15 protein-coding genes are annotated in these 15,252 nt (G+C 57.8%); 6 read left to right on the forward strand and 9 right to left on the reverse strand.

The annotated features are described in order from the left end of the window. The 3 genes from DOU50_RS10735 to pgaD form a co-directional block, all read left to right on the forward strand. A partial coding sequence (locus DOU50_RS10735; RefSeq protein WP_322742060.1) for a poly-beta-1,6-N-acetyl-D-glucosamine N-deacetylase PgaB occupies positions 1-688 on the forward strand: 688 nt, incomplete at its 5' end. Beyond that, entirely contained in the window at positions 681-2,012 is a 1,332-nt protein-coding gene (gene pgaC / locus DOU50_RS10740; RefSeq protein ID WP_148769363.1) for a poly-beta-1,6-N-acetyl-D-glucosamine synthase, read from the forward strand. The genes DOU50_RS10735 and pgaC, both read left to right, overlap by 8 nt. After that, positions 2,009-2,440, forward strand: coding sequence for a poly-beta-1,6-N-acetyl-D-glucosamine biosynthesis protein PgaD (pgaD, locus tag DOU50_RS10745; protein WP_090418649.1), 432 nt, complete (start codon positions 2,009-2,011; stop codon positions 2,438-2,440). Before pgaC ends, pgaD begins: the two co-directional genes overlap by 4 nt. Positions 2,441-2,492: 52 nt before the next feature. Here pgaD and gss read toward each other — a convergent pair whose 3' ends face one another. The 6 genes from gss to DOU50_RS10775 all read right to left on the reverse strand — a co-directional run bounded on the left by gss (position 2,493) and on the right by DOU50_RS10775 (position 9,850). After that, a complete protein-coding gene (gss, locus tag DOU50_RS10750) occupies positions 2,493-4,355 on the reverse strand; it encodes a bifunctional glutathionylspermidine amidase/synthase (protein ID WP_061714481.1) in 1,863 nt (620 codons plus the stop codon). A 111-nt stretch (positions 4,356-4,466) separates the two neighbouring features. Next, positions 4,467-5,444: an ABC transporter ATP-binding protein gene (locus tag DOU50_RS10755; protein ID WP_148769364.1), complete on the reverse strand. Its 978-nt coding sequence runs from the start codon at positions 5,442-5,444 to the stop codon at positions 4,467-4,469. Continuing rightward, on the reverse strand, positions 5,441-6,418 hold the full coding sequence (locus DOU50_RS10760; RefSeq protein ID WP_048990462.1) for an ABC transporter ATP-binding protein: 978 nt from the start codon (positions 6,416-6,418) through the stop codon (positions 5,441-5,443). The genes DOU50_RS10755 and DOU50_RS10760 overlap by 4 nt, the downstream gene beginning before the upstream one ends. After that, entirely contained in the window at positions 6,411-7,256 is an 846-nt protein-coding gene (locus DOU50_RS10765; RefSeq protein WP_048990464.1) for an ABC transporter permease, read from the reverse strand. Before DOU50_RS10765 ends, DOU50_RS10760 begins: the two co-directional genes overlap by 8 nt. A 5-nt stretch (positions 7,257-7,261) precedes the next feature. Continuing rightward, positions 7,262-8,215, reverse strand: coding sequence for an ABC transporter permease (locus DOU50_RS10770; RefSeq protein WP_008499794.1), 954 nt, complete (start codon positions 8,213-8,215; stop codon positions 7,262-7,264). Positions 8,216-8,260: 45 nt separating this feature from the next. Beyond that, positions 8,261-9,850, reverse strand: a complete 1,590-nt coding sequence (locus DOU50_RS10775; protein WP_148769365.1) for an ABC transporter substrate-binding protein — start codon at positions 9,848-9,850, stop codon at positions 8,261-8,263. Positions 9,851-10,095: 245 nt separating this feature from the next. Here DOU50_RS10775 and yghU point away from each other — a divergent pair, with 245 nt between their 5' ends. Together yghU and DOU50_RS10785 are read left to right on the forward strand one after the other, a co-directional pair. Then, positions 10,096-10,962: a glutathione-dependent disulfide-bond oxidoreductase gene (gene yghU / locus DOU50_RS10780; RefSeq protein WP_148769366.1), complete on the forward strand. Its 867-nt coding sequence runs from the start codon at positions 10,096-10,098 to the stop codon at positions 10,960-10,962. Positions 10,963-11,120: 158 nt separating this feature from the next. Continuing rightward, positions 11,121-11,453 (forward strand): glycine zipper domain-containing protein, encoded by a 333-nt coding sequence (locus DOU50_RS10785; RefSeq protein WP_008499797.1) that lies wholly within the window; start codon positions 11,121-11,123, stop codon positions 11,451-11,453. Positions 11,454-11,572: 119 nt separating this feature from the next. On the opposite strand, the gene DOU50_RS10790 is transcribed toward DOU50_RS10785, so the two are convergent. From DOU50_RS10790 to DOU50_RS10800, 3 genes are all read right to left on the reverse strand, one after another. After that, positions 11,573-11,845, reverse strand: coding sequence for a hypothetical protein (locus DOU50_RS10790; protein ID WP_024906522.1), 273 nt, complete (start codon positions 11,843-11,845; stop codon positions 11,573-11,575). Positions 11,846-12,047: 202 nt separating this feature from the next. Further along, a complete protein-coding gene (locus tag DOU50_RS10795; RefSeq protein WP_090418665.1) occupies positions 12,048-12,302 on the reverse strand; it encodes a hypothetical protein in 255 nt (84 codons plus the stop codon). A gap of 127 nt (positions 12,303-12,429) precedes the next feature. Further along, a complete protein-coding gene (locus DOU50_RS10800; RefSeq protein ID WP_148769367.1) occupies positions 12,430-13,977 on the reverse strand; it encodes a methyl-accepting chemotaxis protein in 1,548 nt (515 codons plus the stop codon). Positions 13,978-14,196: 219 nt separating this feature from the next. On the opposite strand from DOU50_RS10800, the gene DOU50_RS10805 reads away from it, so the two are divergent. Next, a complete protein-coding gene (locus DOU50_RS10805; protein ID WP_032650239.1) occupies positions 14,197-15,237 on the forward strand; it encodes an aldo/keto reductase in 1,041 nt (346 codons plus the stop codon). Positions 15,238-15,252: the final 15 nt, after the last annotated feature.

Below are 15,252 nucleotides of genomic sequence, written 5' to 3' on the forward strand. Positions count from 1 at the left end.
CCGGGATCGCCAGACAGGCCAACTGAGCGAGGCCACCGAGCCCTATATCCGGCTCTCCCCGTGGGACCCGCAGGTGCGCCAGCAGGTGACGGACATCTATGAAGATCTGTCCCGCTATGCCAGCTTCAATGGGATTTTGTTTCATGACGATGCGGTGCTGACGGACGTGGACGATGCCGGGCAGGACACGACTCGCCAGAAGAGCCAACTGCTTATCGGGTTTACCCACGCCCTGAGCCTGGCGGTGAAGCATATCCGTGGCCCGCAGATAAAAACCGCGCGCAATATGTTCGCCTTACCCATTCTGCAGCCCGAAAGCGAGGCGTGGTTCGCGCAGAATCTTGACGATTTTCTGGCGGAGTATGACTGGACGGTGCCGATGGCCATGCCGTTGATGGAGTCCGTCCCGGTAGACGAAAGCGATGCCTGGCTGACGCGTCTGGTTAAAGCGGTCGCCACGCGTCCCGGCGCGCTCGATAAAACCATTTTCGAGCTGCAGGCCAGAGACTGGGATAAGCAACCGCCGCGCGCCGTTTCCGACAGCCAGCTGGCACAGTGGATGCGCGTGCTCCAGCTGAACGGCGTCAAAAACTACGGCTACTACCCCGATGATTTCATCAACAACCAACCTGATATCTCACGTATCAGGCCTGTATTTTCTTCGTACTGGTATCCTGACAATGACTGATCGCATTATCGCCTTTTCTATTTTATGTCTGGTATTCGGGTTGCCGTTAGGCGTGGCCGCCCTCTTTACCGGCGAGCTGATTCTGGATTTTGTGTTCTTCTGGCCGCTGTTCATGTCCGTGCTCTGGATAACCGGTGGGCTCTATTTCTGGTTTCAGCTTGAACGCCACTGGTCGTGGGAGAAAGAGACGCCCGCGCCGACGCTCGCCGGTGAGCCGCTCATCTCCATTCTGATCCCCTGCTTTAACGAGGGACGAAATGCCCGGGAGACCATCAGCGCCGCGCTGGATCAGCGGTATGAAAATATAGAAGTTATCGCCATCAACGACGGTTCGTCTGACAACACCGCGGAGGTATTGCAGGCTCTGGCGCAGGAACATCCGCGCCTGCGGGTGATTAACCTCGCGGAGAACCAGGGGAAGGCGCTGGCGCTCAAAGCCGGGGCAGCGGCGGCCCGGGGCGATCTGCTGGTCTGCATTGACGGTGACGCCCTGCTCGATCGCGATACGGCAGCGTATCTGGTGGCACCGCTGATTCAGTATCCCCACGTTGGGGCAGTCACCGGGAATCCGCGTATTCGCACGCGCTCCACGCTGATTGGTCGCATCCAGGTGGGCGAGTTCTCATCGATTATTGGGCTCATCAAGCGGACGCAGCGGATCTATGGCCGGGTCTTTACCGTCTCGGGCGTTATCGCCGCCTTTCGCCGACAGGCGCTGGCGGACGTGGGGTACTGGAGCCCGGACATGATCACCGAAGACATCGACATCAGCTGGAAGCTCCAGCTGCGCCACTGGGATATCTTTTTCGAGCCGCGGGCGCTGTGCTGGATCCTGATGCCGGAGACGCTCAAGGGTCTGTGGAAACAGCGCCTGCGCTGGGCCCAGGGCGGCGCGGAGGTGTTTCTGGTCAACCTGCGCAGGATTGTGCGCTGGGAGCATCACCGCATGTGGCCCCTGTTTCTTGAGTATGCCCTGTCAACGCTGTGGGCCTTCGCGTACGCGATGACGGTGCTGTTATTTATCCTCAGCCATATCGCCCCTGTTCCTGCCAGGCTGACCGTGGAGAGCCTCTTTCCACCGGAGTTTACCGGGCTGCTGCTGGGCGTGATGTGCCTCCTGCAGTTCCTGGTCAGTTTGTACATCGAGAGGCGCTATGAACGGAAGGTAGCCAGCTCGCTTTTCTGGGTGATCTGGTTCCCGATGGTGTACTGGATGATTGGCCTGTTCACCACCCTCGTCGCATTTCCAAAAGTCATGCTTAAACGCCAGCGTGCCCGCGCGCGCTGGATCAGTCCGGACCGGGGAAAAGGAAGCATTCAATGAACGAAAATACCTTAATTTTGACCGAACATCGGCTATTGCCACGTGTTTTCGATGCCGCGTTAACGCTGGTGGCGTGGGGAGGCTTTCTGTTTTTCCTGTATGCCCGGCTCTGGATGCAGCTCACCGATGAGAGCGACCACCGCTGGGGCGTCATTATTGCGTCCTTTAATACGGTGTTGATCTATTTACTGTTCGCCGCGCTCAACGGCTGGCTGCTGATTTTGTGGTATCAGTACAACCGCCGCCGCGCCCACGTGAGGCGGCGTCAGCCGGGCTATTTTCACCAGGAGGAGCTGGCCCGCAGCTTTAATGTCTCACCGCAGATCATCTCCGAGATGAGCCAGTACAACCTGCTGACGGTCTATCATGACCAGATTGGCCGCATCATCGATCTGAAGATCAACGGACAGGAAGAGGAAGAACAGTAACGAAAAGCCCCCGCAGGATACCCAGCGGGGGCTTTTTTCTCGCGGGAGTCAACTACTTATCTTTCACCACAATCAGCGGCTCGATATCGCTCTCTTTCTTCACCACCAGCGAGTCATCGCCGCGCAGGCAGGTACCCCCGTAGTTCCCGCCCACGGTGAAGGTGCAGACCTGAATGTACTTGCCGTCGACCTTCGGCAGGCACCACAGCTGCTGGTAGATGTTTTTACGGTCGACAAACTTGCCGCTGGATTTATCCAGCAGTTCGTCCTGGGCGCTAATCAGGTCGATATTGCTGCCGCAGCGTCCGGCAATCGGCTTGACGGCATAGCCGGTCTGCTTCAGCAGATCGTTAACCTCAAAATCGGTGTCGAGCAGGTAACGGTGGTTCGGGAACAGCTGCCACAGTACCGGGAGAATCGCCTTGTTGCCGGGAATGACGGTCCACAGCGGTTCAAAGACCAGCACCTCCGGGCGCAGCAGGACGTCAATCAGGCGCACCTCGCCTTCAGGATGTCCGGTCCGGATCGGCACGGCGGCGTATTCGGTTTCGCTGACCTCGCGGATCTGCTCTATCGCCGTCTCCCACGCCCAGGTTTTCCACACGCAGTTGACGTGGCGACCTTCGTCGTCAATCAGCTGTCCGGCGGCATCCCAGCTCAGCGCCCCCAGCCCGTGCAGGATTTTGGTTTCAAACCCGGCCTGCATCAGCGAACGCTGGATAAAGAGCGCGTGATAGTCCTCTTCGACATCGTTGTCCTGCATGATGTGGACAAACGGCCGCGCGTGGCTGTGCTTCCAGGCGCCGGTCAGCTCTTCCAGCAGCCCTTCCGCCGGGTTATGCCCGTTGCCGCGATAGCCGTTTTTCACCCACTCTTCGAGAATCAGCCCGCCCTCGGTATGGCAGGAGGCGGAATCCGCGTTGTACTCGTAGACCTTGATGCCGCGCTCATCCATGCAGAAATCCATACGACCGGTGATCATATGGTGACGACGCCACTGCCAGGAGAGGCGCAGGCGCGGCCAGAGGATTTTCGGGATGTCGAAAAGCGCCAGCAGGCTGTCGTCTTTCAGCACCTTGTCCGTCGCGTGCAGGTACATCAGATGCAGTTCGTTGGTGGCCTTGATCAGCTCCTGCTCGGCGCTTTCGGTAATGGTGAAGTACTGGCAGGGATCTTTGTTGATCACATGGCCGTTGGCGCGGATATACGCCTGCTGCAATGCGTCATTTTCGTTGAGCCATTTCCCGTCGAACTGACGCCTGTTTTTCAGCCGCGCGCCGCTGATTTTCAGCAGTTCGCCGTCGATTTCCGGCTGGGGAATGCTGTGTTCCGTGTCGTCGGTCTGGATCATCCAGCCGAGGATCTCCGTGTCGTTGAAAGTGTCATGGATCGTATAACACCCGTTCTCCACGCTCAGACGCAGCTCGCGCGTCCATTGCTGCCCGAGCGGCAGCGGAGAGTGAATCACGTTCTGCTCGGCGATACGCACCTTATCGTCCAGAAGCTGGGTGATCACCGCCACGTGGCCGGTCTCATGGAACTCGCCACCCTTCTGCCAGATCAGCAGCGCCCCGGCCCGCGGCGCGCGTTTTGAGCCATTGGCAAAAGCCTGAAGGGGCAGGATGTTATCGTTCACCACCTGACGCAAAAAGCGCAGAGAGAAGATTTCCCACGCCATGCCGACGTCGGTAAACACGAAGCCATAGTTGAGAAACAGGAAACGGCGGGCAAACTCAACGCACTGCCACTTGTGGCCCATGTATTCGTTGCCAATGTAGCTGCGAAAATCCGCGTCTTGCGGGTAGTTGCGCGGGTCCAGACTGCCGTAATTTGAAGAGTAAATCGCCACGCCACCGGGCGCATAGCCTAACAATGTCCCGAATGGCGCATCACTGCTTAACTTTCCTTTACGCATGTATCCAACCTAAAACAGGCAGGCGGCAATTTTTTTAAGGGTTGTCGTCGTCTGCACGTTGTAATTAACCTGACAGAGGGGCATTTATCATACACCTGCGTGGGGCATTAATTACACGTTAAACAACCAGCACGCCGCGAAATGCCCTGGCGCAATCTCCCGCATGGCGGGCTCCTGCGTCTGGCAAACCGGCATGGCGTGCGGGCAGCGGCTGCAGAACTTACAGCCCGGCAGCGCGGACGTGGGGCCTGGAATGTCGCCGCGCAGGGTGGCGTCTTCGAGATTGCGGATGCGCGGATCGGGCCGGGGAACCGCTGCCAGCAGCGCGCGGGTGTAAGGGTGCGCGGGACGCTGATACAGTTCATTCGCCGGGGCCACCTCCACCAGTTTACCGAGATACATCACCCCAATGCGGCTGGAGATATGGCGCACCATGGAGAGATCGTGGGCGATGAACAGATAGGTCAGCCCCAGCTCCTGCTGCAGATCCTGCAAAATATTCACCACCTGCGCCTGCACCGAGACGTCCAGCGCCGAAAGCGGTTCATCGCACAGCACAAATTCAGGATGAACGGACAACGCGCGGGCAATACTGATGCGCTGGCGCTGCCCGCCGCTGAACTCATGCGGGAACCGCTCAAGGTGCTCCTGCTTAAGCCCCACTTTGTAGAGCAGCGTTTCCGTCCGTTCGCGCTGTTCTTCACTACTGTAGCCGTGGATCTGCATCGGTTCGGCTACCAGCTGTCGCACCGTCATACCGGGGTTGAGCGAGGAGTAAGGATCCTGAAAAATCGCCTGCATCCGCTTACGCAGCGGCTTGAGCTCTCTTTCGCGGGCGTGAGCGATCGCCTGCCCGGCAAAGTGGATCTCGCCGGAGGTAATATCGAAAAGGCGCAGGATGGCGCGCCCGAGGGTGGATTTCCCACAGCCAGACTCTCCCACCAGGCCAAACGTCTCGCCGGGCTGAATATCAAAGCTCACGCCATCAACCGCCTTCACGGCCACGCCTTTACGCAGCAGACCGCCGTTTAGCGGATAATGTTTGCGCAGATCGCGAACGCTCACTAATGGCGCCTGTTGTTCACTCATGCCTGAATCTCCTTATCGGCCCATAGCCAGCAGGCGGCGCGATGACCCTCTCCGGTGGTGTAAAATGCGGGCTGCCGTTCACACTGGGGCATGCGTTTCGGGCAGCGTTCCGCGAACGGACAGCCCGGCGGCGGGTTAAGCAGGCCGGGCGGCGCGCCTTCGATGGGCGATAAGCGCTGATTAACCTCATCCGGGCGCGGCAGCGAGGCCAGCAGACCCTGGGTGTAAGGATGCGCAGGGCGATAAAAAATGTCCTCCACGCTACCCTCCTCCATCACCAGCCCGCCGTACATCACCACCACGCGGCTGCAGACCTGCGCCACCACGCCGAGATCGTGGGTGATCAGCAGAATCGCGGTTTGGGTCTGCTGTTGTAGGCTTTTCAGCAGGCGCAGGATCTGCGCCTGAATGGTCACGTCCAGCGCGGTGGTTGGCTCATCGGCAATAAGAAGCTTCGGGTTGCAGGAGAGCGCAATCGCGATCATCACCCGCTGGCGCATCCCGCCGCTAAACTCGTGGGGATACTGGTCGTATCGGCGTTCAGCCTCGGCAATGCCCACCTGTTCCAGCATGGCGATGGCCGCCGCTTTGGCCGCTTTTTTGGTCAGTCCTTTATTGCGCATCAGGATCTCCGCCATCTGTTTGCCGATGGTCAGCACCGGGTTCAGGGCGGTCATTGGATCCTGGAAAATCATCGCGATCTCGTTGCCGCGAATGGCGCGCATCTGCTCAGGGGTTTTCTGCGCCAGATCGTCATTCTGGAAGCGGATGCTGCCGCCGGTTATCCGTCCGTTGTTACCCAGAAGCTGAATGATCGACTTACAGGTGACGCTTTTCCCGCAGCCCGACTCGCCGACGATACCGACGAGTTCGCCCGGCTGCACCTGAAAGCTCACGCCGCGCACCGCGTGAACCTCGCCCTCGCGGGTGCGGAAGGTGGTTTGCAGGTTCTCAAGCGCTAACAGGTTACTCATCGCGATTCGCTCCTGGCTCAAAGGCGGTACGGAAGACATCGCCCAGCACGTTAAAGCTTAACACCGTCAGCAGGATCAAAATGCCGGGGAACATCGCCAGCCACGACGCTTCGCCAATATACGACTGGGCGTTGTTGAGCATGCTTCCCCACGATGCCGCCGGTGCCTGCACGCCCAGCCCTAAGAAGCTGAGCGTCGACTCCATCAGAATGGCCGAGGCGATATTGAGCGTGGCGGCCACGATAATGGTCGGCAGCACGCCGGGAATAATGTGGCGCACGATAATGCGCAGCGGGTTTTCCCCCGACGCGCGGGCATAAAGCACATACTCGCGCTCTTTCACCGATAAGGTTTCTGCGCGCACCAGCCGCGACATGTTCATCCACGTCAGCAGGCTGATGATCAGAATGATGTTATCCACGCCCGGCTTGAGGTAAGCATTCACCACCAGCAGCAGGAAGAAGGCCGGAATGGCCATCAGGATATCCACGGCGCGCATCATCAGGTTATCCAGCCAGCCGCCAAAATAGCCGCTCACCGTTCCTACCACCGTGCCGATAAGCGTGGAAAAGAGCATCGCCAGAAAACCGACCATCAGGGAGATCTGGCCGCCATACAGCGCGCGGGTGAAGTAGTCGCGGCCATACTCGTCGGTACCGAACCAGTGTGCGGCATCCGGCGGTAGCGTGCGTGCGCCGAGCGCCATCCGATCCGGATCGTACGGACTTAGGCCCGCACAGAGCGCGGCGACAACGAAAATAAAAAGCACAAACAGGGAGAACTGCGCCGGACGGTTGCGGCGCAGCTGGTGACGAACCTGCTGCCAGCGTCTGCTCATCCGGGTTACCTCAGCGTACGAATGCGGGGATCGGCGAAGCGATAAAGCAGATCGGCGATCAGGTTACCGACGATCAGCATCATCGACGAGAGCATGATGATCGCCATGATCAGCGGGTAGTCCAGCGAGGCGATCGACTGGATCCCGAGCAGCCCCATCCCCGGCCACGAGAAGACGCTTTCCGTCACATAGGCCCCCACAATCAGCTCACCGAACGACAGGCCGAACAGGGTAATCACCGGCAGCAGCACGTTTTTCAGCACGTGGCGGAACAGAATGCTGGAACGCGTGGCGCCGTAGGCCAGCTGGGTCTGCACGTAGTCAGCCGAGAGCTGCGAGATGGTGTTGGAGCGGATGTAGCGCACGTAGCTGGAGAGGTTGTAGAACGTGAGGGCAATACACGGCAGCACGCCGTGACGCAGCACGTCCAGCGCGTTATCTTCCATGCCGATGGTGCGCATACCCATGCTGGGGAACCAGTTAAGCTGCACGGCAAAGACCGTAATGAGCAAGATGCCGAACCAAAAAATCGGCACCGAGATGCCGATATAGGCGAACAGGTTCAGGAGGTGATCCAGCCAGCGGTGCTTAAATGCCCCCGCCAGCAGGCCCAGCGGGATCGCCAGCACGATCGCCAGCAGCAGCGACGCGCCCATCAGCCCCAGCGTGGCCGGAATGCGTTCGCCGATCATCTCCAGCACCGGGCGGTGGTAGATAAGCGAATAGCCGAGATCGCCCTGCAGGACGTTTTTCAGCCACAGGACGTACTGCGTGACCAGGGGCTTATCCAGCCCCAGGCTCTGGCGAATACGTTCAATATCTTCCGGGGCCATGCGCGGCGTAATGTACGCCGCCACCGGATCGCCGGGCGCAAGTTTGACCAGCAAAAACGCCACCAGTGAAATAAAGAACAGCATCGGCAGCAGCTGCAGCAGCCGACGGGTGAGGAGTGTGTTCACGACATGCCCTTACAAAATCCCCGACCTGACGGCCGGGGCAATCACTTATTTCTGATAGATTTTTGACAGATCCTGGAACAGATAGACCGGTTTCGGCTCTGCCTCCTGGGTGCCGCCGAAGCGCTTGTCCACCGCGACGGTCGCATTGGTATAGGCAATCGGGTAGTAGGTCATGTCGTTCGCCACGGTCTGCTGAATGTGCTTGTAGATATCGGCACGTTTCGCGGCGTCGGTTTCCACGGCGCCTTTATCCCACAGGGCATCAAACTGCGGATTTTTGTAGTGCGCGTAGTTATAGGCTTCGTTGCTCATGAACAGCGATTTGTAACCGTCCGGCTCGGAGCCCATGATGTAGCCGCCCAGGTTCAGCTCCCACGCGGTGTTGTTCATATCAAGGCTGCGCTGAGACATGGCGTTGGAGTCCAGCGGCATCAGCTCCACGTTCACCCCAATGCCCTTCAGCGCCTGCTGAATATAGAGCGCCATGCTCTCCTGGGTTTTGTTGGTGTTCACATACGCCAGGCGCAGCTTGAGGTTGTCCGGCGCGCCGGAGCTCTTGAGCAGGTCTTTGGCTTTTTGCAGGTCAAACTTGTACTGCTCGACATCATCCGTCTTGTAAAGCGTATCGGGCGTCAGGAACGAGGTCGCCGGTTGAGCGTAGTCCAGCGAGGTAAACGCCGTCTGGGTTAGCTCGTCTTTGTTGATGGCATACGCGATGGCCTGACGCAGCGCTTTGCTCTTCATCACCGGCACGTTCTGGTTGAACGTCATATAGGCCAGACGGCCTTCCGGATAGACCACGAAGTCGAACTTACCGGTATTTTTCAGGCGGTTTACATCCTGCGGGTCAACCATCTTGAGGTTGATTTCTCCGTTTTGCAGCGCCAGGTTGGCGGCGTTGCTGTCTTTGGCGAAACGGTAGGTAACCGAATCAAGCTTCGCTTTGCCGTTCCAGTAATCGTCAAAACGGGTCAGGGCGTAGTATTGTCCGGCGCGGTACTCTTTGAATTTGAACGGCCCGGATCCTACCGGCGCATCGTTTTTGCTGCTCTTTTCCAGGTCGCCTTCACCGGCGAACACGTGCTGCGGGATCGGGTAGATCTGAACCAGAGTGCCGGTAAAGGCCGCGCTGACCTGCGGTAAGGTGAACTTAACGGTGCGCTCGTCAACCTTGCTTACCTGTACCGGCTTATCGCCGTAGGTGAACATGCTGCGGAAGAAGCTGTGCTGTTTGGCATCCAGCAGCTTATTGAATGTAAAGACCACGTCGTCCGCCGTCAGCGGCTGTCCGTCCTGCCATTTCAGATTGGGTTTTAACGTCAGGGTGTAGCTCAGGTTGTCGGCGGAGGGCGTCAGGCTTTCCGCCAGGCCCCACTCGATCTTACCGTTGTTGAAGCTATAGAGCGGGGCATACAGCGCCTGCATGATCGTTAACGTCGTACGGTCACTGGCATAGAGCGGATTCACGGCTAACGGATCGCCGGAGGTAATCCCGATAATCAGCGAACCGCCCTCTTTTGGCGCGTCGCTTTTTGCCGCTGAGGGCGTATTGGTCTCTTTATTTTTCGCATCATCACAGCCCGCCAGGCCTAACGCGAGCGAAACCACCACTGCCGATAACAGAAGCTTGCGCATCTCACTAACTCCTTGCCTTATAAAGTGTTTATTACTGCATCTTTTATTTATGTTGTAGCATCATATGCAGCTTTATCCGTTTACGCATTAATTATGAAAATGCGATTTTCGATGAAGCTTATGCCGGATTTGATATATATAAGCGCCGGAAGGAATAGCGGCAGATCGATTACGCTCAGTTCGTTAAACGCTTCACAAATCTCCTGCTACACTGCCTCAACACATCACTCAAAAGGCAGGCCAACATGTCAGACAACACGTATCAGCCACCAAAAGTGTGGGAATGGAAAAAGAACAACGGCGGCGCGTTCGCCAACATCAACCGCCCCATTTCCGGCGCGACCCATGAGAAAGATCTTCCTGTCGGTTCGCACCCGCTGCAGCTCTACTCGCTGGGAACACCGAACGGCCAGAAAGTGACGATCATGCTCGAAGAGCTGCTGGCGCTGGGCGTGACGGGCGCGGAGTACGACGCGTGGTTGATCCGCATCGGCGAGGGCGATCAGTTCTCCAGCGGCTTCGTTGAGGTGAACCCGAACTCGAAAATACCGGCGCTTCGTGACCACTCCACGAACCCGCCAACGCGCGTATTTGAATCCGGCAATATTCTGCTCTATCTGGCGGAGAAGTTCGGCCACTTCCTGCCGAAGGATCCGGCGGGACGCGCCGAAACGCTGAACTGGCTGTTCTGGCTCCAGGGCGCGGCGCCGTTCCTCGGCGGCGGTTTTGGCCACTTCTACAACTATGCTCCGGTGAAAATCGAGTACGCGATTGACCGCTTCACCATGGAAGCCAAACGCCTGTTCGACGTGCTGGATAAACAGCTGGCGCGGGGTCGCTACGTGGCGGGTGAGGAGTACACCATCGCGGATATCGCTATCTGGCCATGGTTCGGCTGCGTGGCGCTGGGCAGCGTGTATAACGCCGCTGAGTTCCTCGATGCAGAAAAGTACACCAACGTGCAGCGCTGGGCGAAAGACGTGGCGAACCGCCATGCCGTTAAGCGCGGACGCATCGTTAACCGCACCAGCGGCGAGCTGAACGAGCAGCTCCACGAACGCCACGCGGCGAGCGACTTCGAGACCAATACAGAAGACAAACGTCAGGCGTGACGACTAGCCGGGCGGATCGCCGCCCGGCAACAAAGATCCTTGCTCAGGGCATGATTAGCCTAAAGGTTGAGCCGGTATTGCTGGCACTATCTGTGCGTTTTTCTCACCTCAGAGTGAGAAGCAACGTATCAACCGACAGCAGTCACAAAGGATCTGTTATGAAACTTATTAAAACAACGCTGGTTATCAGCGCCCTCATTTTTTCCACCTCGGGAATGGCCATCGACAAAACCGCCGCTGGCGCGGTAGCAGGTGCTGCCATTGGTGCGGCCACGGGTAAAGATCTGAAATCGACCGTTGGCGGTGCCGTTGTTGGCGCAGGCACCGGTGCCATGTTCAAAAACGGCGACAAAGGTAAAGCCGCGCGTAAAGGTGGTGCGGTAGGTGCTGCCGTGGGCGCAGGTGCCGCAGCGGTTACCGGCAAGAGCGTGCTGAAAGGTGCAGCCGTTGGCGCGGGAACGGGCGCGCTGATTGGTGAAGCGACGCACTAATAGATTTCGCCGGGTGTCGCAGCGCGTGCCCGGCCTCATGACTGTTCAGTAATAACTCACTGCACCCAATCACGTCTATTTGCCCTCAACTTATGGTCAGAAATGTCACCCGGAATACATCAATGGTGATCGTCATACTGATGCTCAATCACCATCCCTTCCGCCACGCTCGCCACATGGCGTGCACGCGGATGATAGACCGGTGCAGGGGCGGCATACGTTGTTTGTGCAGGTGCAGGCGCAACGCTTACCGCCTCAGGAACCGTGGCTGACTGCGGAACAATCACGACCTTATACCCGGCAGGGACATCGACCGTGACGCTCTGGGCCATAGCTGTATTGAACACGGCAAAACCTGCCAGGGCAGCAAATAAAATAATACGGTTTTTCATAAATTGAATTATTTCCGGTATCAAGAAGATAATTCATTATGTCGACTAAATCTTAAGACAATATTAATTTTCATGTTCTGGAATGTGCAGAAAATGCCAAATATATTGTTACAAGCAAATACTTTAATATTTAAAAAATATTGACTTACGTTTTTTAAAAAGGCGGCAAGAAATACGCTTGCATGCCGCCTCACCTGTTATGTTAATACTTAATATCCCGCGCTTTTTGCCGTCCGGACTGTTTCATCTGGCGCTTGTCCTGGCGGCAGTCGTGATTACTCTGGTTATTGTTTGCCACGCAGGTCTGCTTCACCTGCCGTGACGTATCGCGGGTTTCCTGCCTGACATCACGCGCCACGCGCCGTTCCTGCGCCTGCTGGGTCGCACTGGCAAAAACCGAAAACAGCATCAGAAAAATGAAAGAGAGAACAGGGATGACAGATAACGATCTGTTCATAGCAATACCTCATAGAAGAGAGCTCAGAACGTCAGGGGGGTTAGCAAAAGAATAGCAGTTTCAGCGCGAGCTGGAGGGGAATACGTTAATAATGCAAGGCCGCACAAGACGGCCTTGCAACGCTGCGTTATGCCGTCAGGCGGAACTTCTGCACCGAGCGCTGAAGATCTTCGGTCTGGCGCTCCAGCGCCGCCGCCGCCGCGGAGACCTCCTCCACCAGCGAGGCGTTTTGCTGGGTAACGCCGTCCATCTGAGTAATGGCAACCCCGACCTGCGAAATGCCCTTGCTTTGCTCCTCAGAGGCAGAGGCAATTTGCTTCATGATGGTCGTCACTTCCGTCACGTCACGCAAAATCGCATCCATGGTGGTGCCGGTGTCGCCCACCAGCTTCGCCCCCTGCTCTACGCGGGACACGGAGTCGGTAATCAGCCCCTCAATCTCTTTGGCCGCGTTGGCGCTGCGGCTTGCCAGGTTACGGACTTCGCCTGCCACCACCGCGAAACCACGGCCCTGTTCACCCGCGCGCGCCGCTTCAACCGCCGCATTGAGTGCCAGAATATTGGTCTGGAAGGCAATGCTGTTGATCACGTTGGTGATTTCGGCAATTTTCTTCGAGCTTTCCGAAATCCCGCTCATGGTGGTCACCACCTCTTCCACCAGCGAGCCGCCGCGGCTGGCGGTGGTAGAGGCCACATCGGCCAGCTGGCTTGCCTGACGCGCGCTTTCCGCGTTCAGCTTCACCGTGGCGGTCAGCTGTTCCATGCTGGCTGCCGTCTCTTCCAGCGCGGCCGCCTGCTCTTCGGTACGGGACGAGAGATCGTTGTTACCGCTGGAGATCTCCGTTGCGCCGCGCCAGATATTCTCACTGCCGGAGCGGATCGTGCTGACCGCTTCACGCAGGCTGTCCTGCATGGCGCTCAGCAGCGGCACCAGCTGGCCCACGCAGTTGCGGCCGAACGGCTCAATGGGCTGGCTGAGATCGCCCTGGGCAATCTGGCGGAACTGCTGGCGAATGCGATCCAGCGGTTTGACCAGCATCGCCACCAGGTAGCGGTCGGTAAAGAGCAGGATCAGCAGGCCGAGAATCGTGGCGACGATAATCACCGTGCGGGTCATGCTGGTCAGGCTATCCACCACCACGCGGGTGCTGTCGAGCGACTTCGCGGCAGCATTGTTGAACTCTTCAGCCGCCGCACCGAACGCGCGGCTCAGCGGTGGGGTGACGTTGTTGGCCTGCTGACGATAGCCGTCCAGCGCGCCCAGCTTCGCCTGCTGCATTTGCGGCGTCACGCCCTGTTCAAGCAGCGCCTGCCAGGTGCCGAGCACCCGTGAAGAGATCTGCTCATCCATTGGTCCTGGAGAAATGGCTTTCATCTCGGCCAGCTTCTTGCCCATGTTATCCAGCGCCTGCTGGGCAGAGGCCAAATCCGGCGTGCCGCCTGCGGCTTTAACTTCCATTGCGCGGCTCAGACGGGTCACAAAGCGGAAATACTGATCGTTACCCTGGCTGAGTACCGTCATCTGTTTAACCAGCTGGCGATCGACTTCATTGCCATCAGTCACGCGAGACAGGGACCAGGTGCTGTACAGCCCCACACCCGCCCACATTAAACAAAAGATCCCGAGAATCGCCAGCATGACGAAGCGGATCGTGAAATTACGGAGCATATTCATAAGTCTTCCTTGCCGTGAGGGTGAGTTCGCCCAGAGGCGAGTACTACTCTCGTTATCGGCAGGAACGAGGGAAATTATAACGTTTTGTGATCATTTTTAATTAGCGTGGCTTCACTGGTCGCACAGCCGCCGTTAACCATTATCTTCGCGCTTAGTGATGTGATAAGTTCAGAATGAAAACGACGTTTCAAAAAATTATCGATAAGAAAAGGAGACATCATGTCCTGGTACCCTGACGCTACCCGCTATGAACATATGCAGTACCGCTACTGTGGAAAGAGCGGTCTGCGCCTTCCTGCGCTGTCGCTGGGACTGTGGCACAGCTTCGGCCACGTCCAGCCTCTTGATGCCCAGCGCGCGCTGCTGCGCAAAGCCTTCGACCTCGGCATCACCCATTTCGATCTCGCCAATAACTACGGACCTCCGGCGGGTAGCGCGGAAGAGAATTTCGGCCGCCTGCTGCGGGAGGACTTCGCCGCGTACCGCGACGAGCTGATTATCTCCACCAAGGCGGGTTACGACATGTGGCCAGGGCCGTACGGCTCGGGCGGTTCCCGCAAATATCTGCTCGCCAGCCTCGATCAGAGCCTGAAGCGCCTGGGCGTCGAGTATGTGGATATTTTCTATTCCCACCGCGTGGATGAAAACACGCCGATGGAAGAGACGGCCGCCGCGCTGGCCCACGCTGTGCAGAGTGGGAAAGCGCTGTATGTGGGCATTTCCTCCTACTCAACCGGGCGCACACAAAAAATGGCCGAGCTGCTGCGCGAGTGGAAGATCCCTCTGCTGATCCACCAGCCGTCCTATAACCTGCTCAACCGCTGGGTCGATAAGACCGGTTTGCTGGATGCGCTGGAAGCAAACGGGACGGGGTGTATTGCCTTTACCCCGCTGGCGCAGGGTTTGCTGACCGGAAAATACCTGAACGGTATTCCTGAAGATTCACGCATGCAGCGTGAAGGCAAGAAAGTCCGCGGTCTGAACGAAAAAATGCTGACCGAAGCCAACCTGAACAGCCTGCGTTTACTGAGTGAAATGGCGCAGGCGCGCGGTCAGACCATGGCGCAGATGGCGCTAAGCTGGCTGCTGAAAGATGCGCGCGTGACGTCCGTGCTGATTGGCGCAAGCCGCCCGGAACAGCTGGAAGAGAATGTTCAGGCGCTGGAAAACCTGCGCTTTACGGAGGACGAACTCAAGCGGATTGACCAGCATGTTGCGGATGGGGAGTTGAATCTGTGGCAAGCGTCGTCGGATAAATAGTGCGGTCTGATGCCC

The sequence above is a fragment of the Enterobacter sp. C6 genome, assembly GCF_008122455.1.
GTDB lineage: Bacteria > Pseudomonadota > Gammaproteobacteria > Enterobacterales > Enterobacteriaceae > Enterobacter > Enterobacter pseudoroggenkampii.

Bases quoted from the DNA above. Each gene is read 5' to 3' on its own strand.
- DOU50_RS10785 (WP_008499797.1), top strand. From the start codon at position 11,121: ATGAAACTTATTAAAACAACGCTGGTTATCAGCGCCCTCATTTTTTCC.
- DOU50_RS10795 (WP_090418665.1), bottom strand. From the start codon at position 12,302: ATGAACAGATCGTTATCTGTCATCCCTGTTCTCTCTTTCATTTTTCTG.
- DOU50_RS10775 (WP_148769365.1), bottom strand. From the start codon at position 9,850: ATGCGCAAGCTTCTGTTATCGGCAGTGGTGGTTTCGCTCGCGTTAGGC.
- yghU (WP_148769366.1), top strand. From the start codon at position 10,096: ATGTCAGACAACACGTATCAGCCACCAAAAGTGTGGGAATGGAAAAAG.
- DOU50_RS10800 (WP_148769367.1), bottom strand. From the start codon at position 13,977: ATGAATATGCTCCGTAATTTCACGATCCGCTTCGTCATGCTGGCGATT.
- gss (WP_061714481.1), bottom strand. From the start codon at position 4,355: ATGCGTAAAGGAAAGTTAAGCAGTGATGCGCCATTCGGGACATTGTTA.
- DOU50_RS10755 (WP_148769364.1), bottom strand. From the start codon at position 5,444: ATGAGTGAACAACAGGCGCCATTAGTGAGCGTTCGCGATCTGCGCAAA.
- pgaC (WP_148769363.1), top strand. From the start codon at position 681: ATGACTGATCGCATTATCGCCTTTTCTATTTTATGTCTGGTATTCGGG.
- pgaD (WP_090418649.1), top strand. From the start codon at position 2,009: ATGAACGAAAATACCTTAATTTTGACCGAACATCGGCTATTGCCACGT.
- DOU50_RS10760 (WP_048990462.1), bottom strand. From the start codon at position 6,418: ATGAGTAACCTGTTAGCGCTTGAGAACCTGCAAACCACCTTCCGCACC.
- DOU50_RS10805 (WP_032650239.1), top strand. From the start codon at position 14,197: ATGTCCTGGTACCCTGACGCTACCCGCTATGAACATATGCAGTACCGC.
- DOU50_RS10790 (WP_024906522.1), bottom strand. From the start codon at position 11,845: ATGAAAAACCGTATTATTTTATTTGCTGCCCTGGCAGGTTTTGCCGTG.
- DOU50_RS10765 (WP_048990464.1), bottom strand. From the start codon at position 7,256: ATGAGCAGACGCTGGCAGCAGGTTCGTCACCAGCTGCGCCGCAACCGT.